Consider the following 14,754-nt stretch of genomic DNA (forward strand, 5'->3'; position numbering starts at 1 on the left):
GCGGGGGTAGCGGCATCGAGGGCCCGTCAGTCGACCGGCCAGGTGTGCACAGGTTCGTTGCTACGCTGCAGGTCGGCGTAGCGCTGGACCATGTGGTGCAGGGCGGCGTCCCGGTCCATGTTCCGGTGCCGCTCGGCTGACCACACGGTTTCCGTCTGCCAGATCGCACCGTTGCGCCCGGTCCGGCAGCGCTGCTCGACAACGCCGAGCAGGCGATCTCGTTCGGCGGGGGCCACCCCGAAACGGTCCAGCCCACTCGCGGCCGTCGGCAACAGGACGTCGAGGACCAGCTTCGTCACCGGGACCTCGCCGAGCCGGGGCCAGTACAAAACGGCGTCCAAGCCCCGGCGGGCAGCGGCGTGGAAGTTCTCCTCGGCCGAGCTGAAGGTGAGCTGGCTCCAGATCGGTCGGTCCGCCTCCGCGAGACCTCGGGCGAGCCCGAAGTAGAAGGCGGCGTTGGCCAGCATGTCGACCAGGGTCGGGCCGGCCGGGAGCACCCGGTTCTCCACCCGGAGGTGGGGGCGACCGTTCATGATGTCGTACACCGGCCGGTTCCAGCGGTAGACGGTCCCGTTGTGCAGTCGCAGTTCGCCGAGCCGCGGCACTCCCCCGGCGTGCAGCACCTCCACCGGGTCTTCGTCCTCGCAGATCGGCAGCAACGGCGGGAAGTAGCGAACGTTCTCTTCGAACAGGTCGAAGATCGAGGTTATCCACCGCTCGCCGAACCACACCCGCGGCCGGACGCCCTGAGCCTTCAGCTCGTCCGGTCGAGTGTCGGTGGCCTGCTGAAACAGCGCGATCCGGGTCTCCGCCCAGAGCTGCCGCCCGTACAGGTAGGGGGAGTTCGCCCCGACCGCCACCTGGGCGGCGGCGATCGACTGGGATGCGTTCCAGTAGTCGGCGAAGCTGTCCGGCGCGACCTGGAGGTGGAACTGAAGACTGGTGCAGGCCGCCTCGGGGGCGATCGAGTCGGTGTGGGTCTGCAACCGCTCGACGCCACGGATGTCGAGTTCGATGTCCTCACCGCGTGCCCCGACGATCTGGTCGTTGAGCACCCGGTAGCGCTCGTTGGTGGAGAGGTTGTCGGCTACGAGGTGTCGCTCGGTGAGCGTCGGCAGGATGCCGACCAGGACGATCCTGGCATCCGACTTGGCCGCCCGCTCGTCGGCGCGAGCGAGACTGCTCCGCAGGCCGTGCTCGTAGTCCGCGAATCCGGCGCCCTCGATCAGCCGGGGCAGGGCGTTCAGCTCGAGGTTGAACTGCCCCAGCTCGTTCTGGAAGAGCGGGTCGGCGATGTCGGCGAGGATCTGGTCGTTGCGCATGGCCGGCTCGGCGGCGGAGTCGACCAGGTTGAGCTCGATCTCCAGGCCGGTCATCGGCCGGTCCGCGTCGAAGCCGAGGTCGTCCAGCATCAGGGCGAAGACGTCGAGACAGCGACGCACCTTCTGCCGGTAGCGGACCCGGTCCTCCCGGGAGAAGGCGCCCTGCTCGACGTCCCTGCCCATGTGCCCTCCCGGCGCTGGCGACACGGAACGGTATCGTTCCGCAGCGCATTGTGAACCATCCACGGTAGGAGCGCCCACCCCTGCCGGCCAGTGGCCTCCGCCGCCCGGATCCCGCGGGGGCCGCCGGCCGGCGAGCGGATGTCCTCTCGGCGGCATCCCTACCAGCGGCGGGCGTCCACAGAGCCGGCGAACGTGTCATGCCAGTTCACTCCAGCGCGACGGGCCCGCGCCGGGGTGCGGCGCGGGCCCGTCGGGCACGGCAGTGGCGGTCAGGCCTGGCGGATGGCCTCACCTTCGATCTCGATCTTGACCTTCCGACCGACCAACACGCCGCCGGTCTCCAGGGCGACGTTCCAGGTCAGGCCGAAGTCTTCCCGGTCGATCTCGGTGCTCGCGGAGAAGCCGAAGAGGTCCTGACCGAAGGGGCTGCGGCCGGCACCCTCGAACTCGACCCGCAGGTCGACCGGCCGGGTGACATCCTTGATGGTCAGCTCGCCAGAAAGGACGAACTCGTTGCCGTTGCGGGACGTCACGCCGGTGCTGCGGAATTCCAGCGTCGGAAACGTCTCGACCCCCAGGAAGTCCGGGCTGCGCAGGTGCGCGTCCCGGTCGGCCTGAGCGGTATCGATGCTGGCGGCCTGGATGGTGGCGGTGACCGAGGATCGCATCGGATCCTCGGCGACAGTGATGGTGGCGGTGGCGTCGGTGAACTCGCCGCGCACCTTGCTGACCATCATGTGCCGGGCGATGAAGCCGACGCGTTTGTGCGCCGCGTCCAGCACGTACGTGCCGGCGGCGGGGATGGTGAGGCCGTCCCAGTCGCGGGTAACCGCTTCGGTGCTGTTGGTCATGGTGGCTGCCCTCCGGAGGAGTCTGATTGCCCAAGTTTAGTTGACTAAGCAACTATAAACTTAGCAATATTCCACAAGTCAAGTGCTGCTATCATGAACGAGTGAACCAGAACGTGTTCGACGATCCTCGGATCACGGCCGTCGGCCTCCTCGTCGAGGCACACACCGGGCTGTCGACCCGGTTCGCCGCCCAGTTGGACGAGCACGGCCTCTCGCCCGTCGAGTTCGAGGTGCTCACCCGACTCGCCCGCTCCCCCGGCAACCAGCTGCGGATGACGGACCTCGCCGCCCAAACCTCCCTGTCCACCAGCGGGGTCACCCGTGCGGTCGACCGGATGGAACGGGACGGGTTGGTCACCCGACGCGCCTGCCCCGCCGACCGCCGCAGCTCGTACGCCGTGGTCACCGCCGCCGGCCTGCAGCGGCTGGACGAGGTACTTCCCGGGCACCTGCGGATCATCGAGGAGTGGTTCACCGGACAACTGGAGCCCGAGGCGCTCCGGGCGCTCCTCGACGGCCTGCGCCGGGTGCGAGACGCCGTCAATCCGGGCGCCACGGCGGGCAGCGCGGGACCCCTCCCGATCGAGGACGCCTCGCCGGCGAGGCGGTCCTGACCGGCCCCCCACCGGCAGAAAGACCGGCAGAACCGTTACACGTCCGGGAGATAGGTGATCAAACCGGGCAGGACGGCATACCTTCGGTGGTTAATGTTCGTACAGCGGGGGACCGTCCGGGGGGACGGCGCGAGCGATGAGCAAGGGGTAGCAAGAGGGGGCTTCGTCGCTCGCGCCACCCGACCCCGTCCTCGCGGCGGCTACCTCCCGCGAGCCGCCGCGAGGGCGTACAGCAGCTGCTCCTCGTGCGACAGCAACCGGATGCCGCTACCGCGGCAGACCTCGTCCAGCCGGTCGAGCAGCGTTGGGTCCGCCGTGCTGGCAGCCAGCCCCACCAGCGCCTCCACCAGATCACGGCGGTCCTGGCTCTTGGCACCCGCCTCGACCGCGGCAACGAACCACTCGGCTGCCAGGTCCCGGTCACCCCCGTGCAGCGCCAGGTTACCCTCGATCAACGCGCAGATGGCGTGCGCCGACCCGGCCACCGAGTCGGGCCGGGAGGCGGCCGCACCCCACCCGGGCCGCCGGCCTGGCCTGGTGGCCCCGTCCACGTTCGCCGCCGCCGGCCGCAACTCGGCCAGCACCTCTGCCGCCTCCGCCACCCGCCCGTCCTGGGCCAGTGCCAGTCCGATCGTGCCGAGGACCCGCCGGCGGTGCCCCGGGTCGCCCAGCCCGGACAATGCGGCCAGGGCCCGCCGGCCCCGGTCGACGGCGTCGGCGTACCGGCCCTCAAGCCGGGTGACCTCGGCGAGGTTCGCCTGGGCGAGCACCCGCAGTCGCTGCTCACCGCACTGGGTGGCGAGCCGGTCGACGGCCGCGAGCCGACGCCGGGCGGCGACCAGATCGCCCGCACGGATGCTGTGCCAAGCGAGGTTGTTCTGCGCCACCGCCATGTCCCGCGTCCGCCCGTGCCGGGTGGCCAGTGCCAGCACCGCCTCGGCCTGCTCCCGCGCCTCGTCATGGCTGCCGGTCCCGATCAGCAACGTGCACAGGGCGATCCGGGCCTCCAGCTCGCCGGTGACGTCGCTTGCCTGGCGGAACACGGCCAGTGCCGCCCGGGCGGCAGGCAGTTCCGCGGCCCCGCCGCCGTGTTCGGCGGCCAACCGGGCCACGCCGAGCGACGCCCACGCCCGCAACACCGGATCGGCGTCGGCGGTCCGCGGATCGGCGAGCAGCCGCCGCAGCCACTGGCGGCCGGCCACGTCCCGGCCCCGGAAGCGCCACCACCGGGAGAGCGCGACGGCCAGGCGCAACGCGGTCACCGGGTCGTCGACGGCGGCGTGGGCCAGCGCGGAGCTGATGTCGCCGCTCACCTCGTCCAGGCAGTGCATCGCCGCCGTCCGATGGATGCCGACCAACTCGGGCGCCGTGCGGGTCACCAGCCGCGCCGTTGCCCGGGCGTGGCGCCGCCGCACGGCGGTGGTTTCCCCGGCGCCGGCGGCCTGCTCGGCGGCGAACTCCCGGACGGCGTCGAGCAGCCGGAACCGGAACGGCCCGGTCCCCCGGACGCTCAGCAGCCCCAGTTGGAGCAGCCGGTCCAGCAGCGGCACCGGATCTGCCTCGACCGTACCCGCCGGATCACCCTCGTCGCCAAGCATCTGCTCGGCCAGGTCCATGGACCAGCGGTTACCGAAGGCGGCGAGCCGGCGTAGAGCGGCCTGTTCGCCCGGCGCCAGCAGCAGGTAGCTGGTGGCCACCGCGTCCCGCAGGGTCTCCGTCACCGCAGCCCGGGCCGGTTCGGTGGTGTCCCATCCCAACCGTTCGACGGCATCGGAGGAGGTGGCGAGGTCCAGGACCCGGTCGCCATACCGGTCCAGCAGTTCGTTGAGGTCGAGGACGCGACCCCGCGCGGCCAACAGCTCGATGGCCAAGGGCAGCCCGCCGAGGCGCCGGACCAGCTGTGCGAGCGCCGGCAGCTCGGCCGGGGTCGGCGGGGCAGGGCGTACCTGGGCCAGCCTGGCGGTGAACAGGGCCACCGCCGGATAGCCGGCGAGGGTGGTCGGACCGGCGTGGTCACTGCCGGGTGGCGGAACGTCCAGTGGGGACACCGGACGGACCCGCTCCCCGCGCAACCCGACCGGGTGTCGGCCGGTGACCAGCACCCGCAGCGACGGTACCGCGACCGAGAGCCGGCGTACGGCCTCCGCGACGGGATCGGGTGACCGCTCCACCGCGTCCATGATGAGCAGGGCCGGCCGGCCGCCGAGGTGCGCCGCCAGTTCGGGGAGACGGCCCACCCTGAAGACCGCGACCGAGGCGGCGAGCACGTCGGTTACGTCCGAGCCCTCCCCGATCAACACACCGGCCACGCCGCCGGGGTGATGTCCGGCCGCCGCGTGGGCGACCGTCAGCGCCAGGGCTGTCTTTCCGACCCCGGCCAGCCCGACCAGGCTTACCAGCCGCGGTGCCGGTTCGTCGGTGAGCATCCCGATCAGTTCCACGATGTCACGCTCCCGCCCGATCAGCTCGGCGGCGGGTGGCAGGACGATCGGCGGCGAGGTCCCCGCATCGTCGCCCGGCGCGGGTGGCGAGTCGATCGAGGCGTTCCGGGGAGCCGGCGCCGGCCGGGCCGCGGCGAGGAACGCCGACCGCGCCGGTTCAGTCAACCCGAGTGCGGCGGCGAGCAGGTCGACGGTGGTGCGCTGCGGTCGCAGGGACCGGCCGCGCTCCAGCTCGCGGACGGTCCGTACGCCGACGCCGGCCCGGGACGCCAGCTCGGCCTGGGTGAGGCCGGCCGCGAGCCGGTGCCCACGGAGGAGGTCGGGCATTCCGTTGGGACCGCCCGGTCTCCGCGGACGATCATGCTCCGGGGTCATGGGCAGGAACAGTACGGGCGACGTCCGACCGCCGACAGCAGATCGTCGTCCTACCGACGGCCGGCTGCGGATATCCGACAGCGGTGGAGTCGACGGACGTGATGGCCGGGCCAGCGGAACCGGCCGGGCCGGGTCATGCCGTCACATGCCCAGGTCGCGTGCGATGATCATTCGCTGCACCTCGGAGGTACCCTCGCCGATCTCCAGGATCTTCGAGTCCCGCCAGAAGCGGGCTACCGGATACTCGTTCATGAAGCCGTAGCCGCCGTGAATCTGGGTCGCCTCGCGGGCGTTGTCGACCGCGACGGTGCTGGCGTGCAGCTTGGCGATAGCGGCCTGACGCTTGAACGGCTCACCGGCGAGCATCCGGGCGGCGGCGTCGTAGTACGTCAGCCGGGCGGTGTGCGCCTTCAGCTCCATGTCGGCGATCTTGAACTGGACCGCCTGGTAGTTGCCGATCGGCTGGCCGAAGGCGTGCCGCTCCTTCGCGTACTTGATTGACTCGTCGACACAGCCCTGGGCGAGACCGACGGCGAGCGCGGCGATGGCGATCCGGCCCTCGTCGAGGATCCGCAGGAACTGGGCGAAGCCCCGGCCCCGCTCGCCAAGCAGGTTCGCCGCCGGCACCCGGCAGTCGTCGAAGGTCAGCTCATGGGTGTCGGAGGCGGTCCAGCCGACTTTGGAATACCCGGGCGCGACCGTGAAGCCCGGGGTTCCGCTGGGCACGATGATCGTGGACAGTTCCTTGGAACCGTCCGGCTTCGTGCCGGTGACCGCGGTGACGGTGACCAGCGCCGTGATGTCGGTGCCGGAGTTGGTGATGAACGCCTTCGAGCCGTTGATGACCCATTCGTTCGTTTCCTCGTCGAGAAACGCCCGGGTCTGGGTTCCCCCCGCGTCCGAGCCGAAGCCCGGCTCGGTCAGTCCGAAGCCGGCGAGCGCCTCGCCGCTGAGCAGTTTCGGCAGCCACCGTGCCTTCTGCTCGTCCGTGCCGAAGCGATAGATCGGCATCGCGCCGAGGGAGACCGCCGCCTCCAGGGTGATCGCCACGCTGGAGTCGACCCGGGCCAGCTCCTCCAGGGCCAGGCAGAGCGCGAAGTAGTCGCCGCCCATGCCGCCGTGCTCCTCCGGGAAGGGAAGGCCGAACAGGCCCATCTTCCCCATCTGACTGACGACCTCGTACGGGAAGCTGTGCCGCTCGTAGTGCTCGGCGATGACCGGTGCGACCACCTCACGGGCGAGCTCCCGCACGCTCTCCCGCAGCGCCGCGTGTTCGTCGGTGAGCCGGAAGTCCATGGATCCTCCTGGTGTGGAAGGCCGCCGGGCGCTCGTGACGCCAGGACGGGTCGCGCTGAGGGCGTGCTCGATCAGACGGGGGTGACGCCGTGCCGGCGCTTGGCGAAGTGCCGGTCCTTGCCTCGCGCGGCGGCGAAGCGGCGGATCAGCTCGGCGCGCAGTTCGTGCGGCTCGACGATCGCGTCGACCACCAGCTCGCTGGCGAGTCGGACGATATCGATGTCCCGCTCGTACTCCTCGCGCTTGGCGGTGACGAACGCCGCCCGCTCGGCCTCGTCCTCGATCGCCGCGATCTTGTTCGCGTAGACGGCGTTGACCGCCGCCTCGGCGCCCATGACCGCGATCTTCGCGGTCGGCAGGGCGATCGTCGCGTCCGGCTCGAAGCCGGGGCCGGCCATCGCGTAAAGACCGGCGCCGTACGCCTTGCGGACCACGACACAGATCTTGGGTACGGTCGCCTCCGAGATCGCGGTGATCATCTTGGCGCCGTGCCGGATGATGCCCTGCTTCTCCACCGCGCTGCCAACCATGAACCCGGGCACGTCGGAGAGGAACAGCAGCGGCACGTTGAACGCGTCGCAGAGCTGCACGAACCGGCTCGCCTTGTCGGCCGAGTCGACGAAGAGCACACCGCCCTTGAACATCGAGTTGTTCCCGACCACACCGACGACCTCGCCGTTCAACCGGCCGAATCCGATGGTCAACTCCTTGGCCCAGAGCGCCTGGATCTCGAAGAAGCTGCCCTCGTCGAGCAGACCCTTCGCGTACCGCCGCATGTCGAACGCCTGCCGCTCGCTCGCCGGCACCAGAGCGGCCAGGTCGGCCTTCCCGGGCGCTTCGGCGGCGGGTGCCACGGGCGGTGCCTGGGTCCAGTTCGCCGGCAGGTACGACAGGTAGCGCCGAACCACATCGAGCGCGTCGGCCTCGGTCCCGCAGAGGAAGTGCCCGACGCCGGACTCGGCGCAGTGCACCCTGGCCCCGCCCATCGCCTCGAGGGAGGTCTTCTCGCCGGTGACCATCTCCACCATCCGGTCGGAGCCCAGGTACATGCTGGCGTTACCGTCCACCATGGCGACCACGTCGCAGAACGCCGGAATGTACGCGCCGCCGGCCGCGCTCGGCCCGAACAACGCGCAGACCTGCGGGATCGAGCCGGAGGCGCGAACCTGGTTCCAGAAGATCTTGCCCGCGCCACGTCGACCGGGGAAGAGATCAACCTGGTCGGTGATCCGGGCGCCGGCCGAGTCTACCAGGTAGACCATCGGCACGGCGGTGGTGTACGCCCGCTCGATGATCCGGATGATCTTCTCGACGGTCCGGGCGCCCCAACTGCCGGCCTTGACCGTGGAATCGTTGGCCATCAGGCAGACCGGGCGGCCGTCGATGGTCGCGGTGCCGGTGACCACGCCGTCGGCGGGCAGGCTCTGGGCCATCGCATTGGCGTATAGGCCGTCCTCGACGAAGGAGCCCTCGTCGACCAGGAGTGCGACCCGCTCGCGGGCGAAGAGCTTGCCCTTGGCGGCGTTGGCCGCATGATACCTGTCCGCGCCGCCGGCCTTGGCGCGCTTGCGCAGTTGCTCCAGTGCCTCACCGTCGAGCGTCACGCCGACTCCCCATCGCCGCCACCTGGGTTGGCCGCTCACGACGGCCAACCGAACTGAACGATCGTTAGGCTAACGTACCCGCCCACCAAACGACGAACCTCCGCCCACCACTCTCGCGATCTTGCACTCCCCGACCGAACGAAAGGGATCGAAATCCGCACAAAACAGGCCGGAACTGCGCGATCACAAAGAGCGAGGCGTGGGTTGGCCGGGTTAGTCACCCGCAGGCTGCGGCCGCATCCGAAAAAGGGTAACGGGGTAAGCCGAGTAGCTCGCGGATCAGGCGGGGAGGGGGGTCAGGCGGGTGCGGGGGCCGGCGCGTAGGACGCCGGAGGGGAGGCGCGTACCGGTCAGCGCCTCGGCCAGTTCGGCGGCCTCGATCAGGGCGGCCAGGTCGATACCGGTGTCGATACCCATGTCGTGCAACATGTGCACCGCCTCCTCGGTGGCCAGGTTGCCGCTGGCACCCGGCGCGTACGGACAACCGCCGAGGCCGCCGACACTGGCGTCGAACTCGGTGACACCCAGTTCCAGGGCGGTCAACATGTTGGCCAGGGCGGCGCCCCGGGTGTTGTGGAAGTGCAGCAGCACCGGGATGTGGGCGTTCCGGTCGCGTACGGCGGTGAGCAACTCACGGACCCGCCGCGGGGTACCCATGCCCGTGGTGTCGCCGAACGCCACCCGGTCCGCCCCGTCACGGACCACCCGGTCGACGATGCCCGCCACCCGGGCCGGGTCGACGTCCCCCTCGTACGGGCAGCCGAAGCTCGTCGCGATGATGACCTCGGCCCGCGCGCCGGCACCGTGCAGCAGGTCGATCAGTTCGGCAATGTCGTCGAGTGACTCGTCGGTCGAACGGTTGACGTTGCGCCGGTTGTGCGTGTCGCTGGCCGAAACCACCACCTCGATCTCGGTGAACCCGGCGGCCAGGGCCCGCTGGGCACCCCGCAGGTTGGGGACGAGCGCCGAGTAGCGCACCCCGTCGACCCGCTCCGCCCGCTGCCACACCTCGTCGGCGTCGGCCATCTGCGGGATCGCCTTCGGGTGTACGAACGACACCGCCTCGATCCGTCGGACGCCGGTGTGCGACAACGCATCCAACAACCGCACCTTGGCGTCGGTCGGGATCGGCTCCTCGTTCTGGAGCCCATCCCGCGGTCCAACCTCCCGGATGGACGCAAAATCCGGCATTTCTGCCATAAAGAGTCACCTCGCTGTGACACGCACCGACCCTGACTCCCCCAGCATGTCACCCACCCGAACCGGGACAGAGTTGATCAAGGAGTTGCCGGCGGCGTATCACACGGATGGACCGCCGACACATGATCAACAGGCCCGAGGCGCGATCAGCGCATCCGGGAGACGATGCCGGTGTCGTACTCGCCTGCCTGGAACTCCTGGTTCTCCAGCAGCTCGGCGAAGAACGCCAGGTTGTTCTTCGGGCCGGCGAGCTGAAACTCCGCCACCGCCGAGCGGGCGCGGTCAAGCGCCTCAGCGCGATCCTTGCCGCTGACGACGAGCTTGGCCATCAGGCTGTCATAGAACGGGGTGACCGTGTTGCCCGCCACATACCCGGAGTCGACCCGGACGCCCTCACCGGTCGGCTCCACCCAGGTCGTGATCGAGCCCGGACCGGGGAGGAAGCGCTTCGGGTCCTCGGCGTTGATCCGCAACTCGATCGCGTGCCCGCGCGGCGTAAGCGCGTCCGGGTCGAAGGTCGGCGCCAACCCGGCCGCCACCCGCAGCTGCTCCTCGACCAGGTCGATTCCGTAGACCAGCTCGGTCACCGGGTGCTCCACCTGGAGCCGGGTGTTCATCTCCAGGAAGAAGAACTCCCCGGTGGTGGGGTCGAGCAGGCACTCGACCGTCCCCGCGTTGCGGTATTTCACCGCCTCGCCGGCTCGCACGGCCGCCGCCAGGAAACGCGACCGCAGCTCCGGCGAGACGGCCGGGGACGGGGACTCCTCGACCAACTTCTGGTTGCGCCGCTGCACCGAGCACTCCCGCTCGCCGAGGGCCACCACCCGGCCGTCGGCGAGACCGAGGATCTGCACCTCGACGTGGCGCACCCGGGGGAAGTACCGCTCGATCAGGACCGAGCCGTCGCCGAACATCCGCTCGGCGAACGAGCGCACCTTGTCGTACTCGGTGCGCATCGCCGCCTCGTCGGTGGCCACGCCCATACCCATCCCGCCGCCACCGGCCGCGGCCTTGACCATCACCGGGTAACCGATCTCCGCCGCGGCGGCGACCGCTTCGTCCAGGTCGGCCGCCGGGTCGGTGGTGCCCGGCGCGACCGGCACCCCGGCCGCCGCCATCAGGTTCCGGGCGTTGATCTTGTCACCCATCGCGTCGATCGCGTCCGCGCGGGGCCCGACCCAGATCAGGCCGCCGGCCTCGACGGCACGCGCGAACTCCGCGTTCTCCGACAGGAAGCCGTAGCCAGGGTGGATCGCCTGCGCGCCGGTCGACCTGGCAGCGGCCAGGATGGCCTCGGCGTTGCGGTAGCTCTGCGCCGGGCTGGCCGGGCCCACGCAGACCGCCTCGTCGGCCTCGGTGACGAACGGCAGGCCGGCGTCGACCTCCGAGTGCACCGCGATCGCGCGGACGCCGAGCCGCTTCGCGGTACGGATGATCCGACGGGCGATCTCACCCCGATTGGCGACCAACAGCGACTCGATCATTTTTCCTCCAGCGTCCGGGGGTGTCGAACGGACGCTAGCGAACCACGCCGCCCCGGTTACCCACGAGTCGGTGCAACAAGAGCCGTTCTCAAGGCCTCCGGTAGACCTGACCAAGGCCCCGGTCAGCACGGGGCACGCTCAGGGGGCGGTGGACGCCAGCAGGGCGGCCACCGTCGCGCCGCGCAGCAGCTCGGCCCGACGCCGCCGGTCCACCTCGCCGCCGAGGAACGGGGTCGAGTTCATCAGGCCGAACGCCGCGTGGGCGAGCACCCGCGCCTCACCGTCGGGCATGCCCGGGTGCAGCGCGGTGAGCACGGTCACCCACTCCTCGACGTAGAGCCGCTGGAGCCGGCGGATCCGGCGGCGCGGCTCGTCCGGTAGCCGATCCAGCTCGTGCAGGTGAAGGGCGATCACGGCCGGATTGGCCAGCGCGAAGTCGACGTGAAAGTCGATCAGCGACTCCAGTGCGGCACGCGGGTCATCCGGGTGGCCGGCCGACCGCTCCCGGCCGCCGGCGAGCAGCCCTTCACTCACCGGGATCAGCGCGGCCACCAACATCGCCTCCTTGCCGGCGAAATGATGGTAGAGCGCGGGACCGGTGACCCCGGCGGCCGCGCCGATGTCGTCCATCGAGACGCCGTGGTAGCCGCGGGCAGCGAACAGCCCGACCGCGATCTCCAGGATCTCGTCTTTTCGGGACCGGCGCCGGGGCGTGCCTGTGCCCGTGCCGCCGCTCGTCGCGCCCCGCGCCTGGTGCTCCACCGTCACCGGGCAAGAGTAGACGGCAGGCGGCAACCGGTACAGGCGCGGTTACCGGCCGTTGGCACGGCGAACCCTCAATCATTTTATGGATGTCAATACATTCCGTGCGTCGCGACCAGCCAGCAGATCCATTATTGTCGATTCGATGACTAGCCTTCTCCCATCGGCGCCGGATCCGGTCACTTCGAACGAGGAGAGACACCCATGACCACACCACGCGCACGGAGCCGGGCGCTCGTGCTCGCGCTGGCAGCCGCCCTGACCACGGCGCTGGCTCCGGGCGGAACCGCCTCCGCCGTCACGACCGCCACCGAGGGCGCCATCCGGCACGCCGGCGCGGCCGACGCCGTACCGGACAGCTACCTCGTCGTCCTGCGCGGACCAGTGCCGCACGTAGGGATGGACGCCGTCGCCGAGGTAGCCGGGGTCGCGGACCGGATGCGGACCCGCTACGGCGGAACCATCGGCCACATCTACGGCAGCGCCCTGACCGGATTCGAGGTACGCCTCAACGCGCGGGCCGCCCGCCGCCTCGCCGGGGATCCGGCGGTGGCCTACGTGGAGCAGAACCGGATGCTCCCGTTGATCGGACCCGGCGTGCAGCTCGACCCGCCCTCCTGGGGTCTGGACCGGATCGACCGGCGCCACCTGCCACTGGACGACGAGTACGCCTACCCCAACACCGCGGACAACGTGCACGCCTACATCCTGGACACCGGGATCCGGGCCACCCACGGGGATTTCGGGGCCCGGGTGACCGGCGGGGTCGATCTGGTCGACGGCGCGCTCCCGGCGGACGACTGCAACGGCCACGGCACGCACCTCGCCGGCACCGTGGGCGGCAGCAGGCACGGGGTGGCCAAGGAGGTTTCGCTACATCCGGTCCGGGTGCTCAGTTGTACCGGCAGCGGCAGCTACGCGACCGTGATCGCCGGCGTGGACTGGGTCACCCGGAACGCGGTCCGGCCGGCCGTGGCGCTGATGGCACTCGGCGGTGCCGCCAACTCGACCCTGGACGCCGCGGTGACCAACTCGATCGCCTCGGGCATCACCTACACCGTGGCGGCGGGCAGCTCGAACGGGAACGCCTGCAACCACTCCCCCGCGCGGGTGCCCGCTGCGCTGACCGCAGCCGGCACCACCTCCACCGACGCCCGGATGACGAGCAACAACCACGGCAGTTGCCTTGATCTCTACGCCCCCGGCGCGGGCATCACCTCCACCTGGTACACCAGCGACACCGCGACCATCACCATCAGCGGCAGTTCGATGGCCGCCGCGCACGTGGCGGGCTGCGCCGCGCTCGCGTTGTCGGCCCACCCGACCTGGTCGCCGACCCAGGTGGCGTGCTACCTGACGGGCCGGGCGACGGTCAACGTGGTCACCGGGGTGCCGGCCGGCACGCCGAACCGGCTGCTCTACTGCGGCTCCTGATCCCGCTCGGCACCCGCCGGCCGTGGGTGCCTCCCCCGTCGCGTGTCGCCCACGCTGGGGTTCCATCGAGGACATCCGACCGTGCCGGGGTCAACGGCCCGGGACCCGAGAGTGTCACACGCGGCCGTGGCGCCGAGCGGAAGCCCCGCGCCCGCCGGGTCGGCCGGCTGCCCGCGCACCCGGAAGGGCCGGCCGGTGCGGACGGAACCGGGGCGCGGCCGGCGATGTGGTCAGCCGCCCAGGCCGCCGGGCTGGTCACCCTTGACCACGGGGGCACGGACCAGGTTGCCCCACTCGGTCCACGAGCCGTCGTAGTTGCGCACCTGCGGGTACCCAAGCAGGTGCCGCAGCACGAACCAGGTGTGACTGGACCGCTCGCCGATCCGGCAGTACGCCACGATGTCGTCGTCCGGGCTCAGCCCGAGCTGGTCGGCGTAGATCGCCCGCAGTTCGGCCGGCGCCTTGAAGGTGCCGTCGTCGTTCGCCGCCGACTTCCACGGCTTGTTCACCGCGCCGGGGATGTGCCCGCCGCGCAGCGCGCCCTCCTGCGGGTAGTCGGGCATGTGCAGCATCTCGCTGGTGTACTCACCCGGCGACCGCACGTCGACCAGTGGCCGGCCGGCGACGACGTGCGACATCACCTGCTCGCGGTACGCGCGGATCGGTGTGTCGTCGCGCCGCGGCACCGGGTAGTCGGCGCGCGGCCGGGCCGGCCTGTCCCGGGTCAGCTCCCGCCCCTCGGCGATCCACTTCTGCCGGCCGCCGTCGAGCAGCCGCACGTCCCGGTGGCCGAACAGGGAGAAGACCCAGAGCGCGTACGCCGCCCACCAGTTGAAGTTGTCGCCGTAGAAGACGACTGTGTCGTCGCGGCCGATGCCCTTGGCGGCGCACAGCTCGGCGAAGCTCTCCGCGTCGAGGTAGTCGCGGGTGACCTGGTCGTTCAGCTCGGTGTGCCAGTCCACCTTGACGGCGCCGGGAATGTGCCCGGTGCCGTAGAGCAGCACATCCTCGTCGGACTCGACGACGACCAGGCCCTCGTCGTTCAGGTGCTCGGCGAGCCACCCGGTGGTGACCAGCCGCTGTGGGTCCGCGTAGGACTGGAGTCGGGGATCGGGATCGCTCGGCACAGACATGATCCCCAAGGTACGCCCGAACCCGGTCCGGCAATCGGTCTGCCGAGAATCCGCG

11 protein-coding genes are annotated in these 14,754 nt (G+C 70.8%); 2 read left to right on the forward strand and 9 right to left on the reverse strand.

Annotated elements, in window-relative coordinates:
• Positions 1–26 precede the first annotated feature (26 nt).
• A complete protein-coding gene (locus tag QTQ03_RS19415) occupies positions 27–1,505 on the reverse strand; it encodes a glutamate-cysteine ligase family protein (RefSeq protein WP_289279284.1) in 1,479 nt (492 codons plus the stop codon).
• Between the two features lie 269 nt (positions 1,506–1,774).
• Positions 1,775–2,356: a YceI family protein gene (locus QTQ03_RS19420; protein WP_289279285.1), complete on the reverse strand. Its 582-nt coding sequence runs from the start codon at positions 2,354–2,356 to the stop codon at positions 1,775–1,777.
• A 101-nt stretch (positions 2,357–2,457) separates the two neighbouring features.
• Here QTQ03_RS19420 and QTQ03_RS19425 point away from each other — a divergent pair, with 101 nt between their 5' ends.
• Positions 2,458–2,970 (forward strand): MarR family winged helix-turn-helix transcriptional regulator, encoded by a 513-nt coding sequence (locus tag QTQ03_RS19425; protein ID WP_289279286.1) that lies wholly within the window; start codon positions 2,458–2,460, stop codon positions 2,968–2,970.
• A gap of 200 nt (positions 2,971–3,170) precedes the next feature.
• Here QTQ03_RS19425 and QTQ03_RS19430 read toward each other — a convergent pair whose 3' ends face one another.
• From QTQ03_RS19430 to QTQ03_RS19455, 6 genes are all read right to left on the reverse strand, one after another.
• Positions 3,171–5,786 (reverse strand): ATP-binding protein, encoded by a 2,616-nt coding sequence (locus tag QTQ03_RS19430; RefSeq protein ID WP_289279287.1) that lies wholly within the window; start codon positions 5,784–5,786, stop codon positions 3,171–3,173.
• 141 nt (positions 5,787–5,927) lie between these two features.
• Positions 5,928–7,082, reverse strand: coding sequence for an acyl-CoA dehydrogenase family protein (locus tag QTQ03_RS19435; RefSeq protein ID WP_289279288.1), 1,155 nt, complete (start codon positions 7,080–7,082; stop codon positions 5,928–5,930).
• A 71-nt stretch (positions 7,083–7,153) separates the two neighbouring features.
• Positions 7,154–8,686 (reverse strand): acyl-CoA carboxylase subunit beta, encoded by a 1,533-nt coding sequence (locus tag QTQ03_RS19440; protein ID WP_289279289.1) that lies wholly within the window; start codon positions 8,684–8,686, stop codon positions 7,154–7,156.
• A 279-nt stretch (positions 8,687–8,965) separates the two neighbouring features.
• A complete protein-coding gene (locus tag QTQ03_RS19445; protein ID WP_289280899.1) occupies positions 8,966–9,877 on the reverse strand; it encodes a hydroxymethylglutaryl-CoA lyase in 912 nt (303 codons plus the stop codon).
• Between the two features lie 155 nt (positions 9,878–10,032).
• Positions 10,033–11,370, reverse strand: coding sequence for an acetyl-CoA carboxylase biotin carboxylase subunit (locus tag QTQ03_RS19450; protein ID WP_289279290.1), 1,338 nt, complete (start codon positions 11,368–11,370; stop codon positions 10,033–10,035).
• Positions 11,371–11,508: 138 nt separating this feature from the next.
• Positions 11,509–12,138 carry a TetR/AcrR family transcriptional regulator gene (locus QTQ03_RS19455; protein WP_289279291.1) on the reverse strand — a complete coding sequence of 210 codons (630 nt, stop codon included), beginning with the start codon at positions 12,136–12,138 and terminating at the stop codon, positions 11,509–11,511.
• Between the two features lie 198 nt (positions 12,139–12,336).
• Between QTQ03_RS19455 and QTQ03_RS19460 the strand changes: the two genes are divergently transcribed.
• Complete coding sequence (locus QTQ03_RS19460; RefSeq protein WP_289279292.1) at positions 12,337–13,566, forward strand: S8 family peptidase; 1,230 nt, start codon at positions 12,337–12,339, stop codon at positions 13,564–13,566.
• Positions 13,567–13,796: 230 nt separating this feature from the next.
• On the opposite strand, the gene QTQ03_RS19465 is transcribed toward QTQ03_RS19460, so the two are convergent.
• Entirely contained in the window at positions 13,797–14,699 is a 903-nt protein-coding gene (locus tag QTQ03_RS19465) for a sulfurtransferase (RefSeq protein WP_289279293.1), read from the reverse strand.
• Between the last annotated feature and the right edge of the window lie 55 nt (positions 14,700–14,754).

It is taken from the genome of Micromonospora sp. WMMA1363, assembly GCF_030345795.1.
GTDB lineage: Bacteria > Actinomycetota > Actinomycetes > Mycobacteriales > Micromonosporaceae > Micromonospora.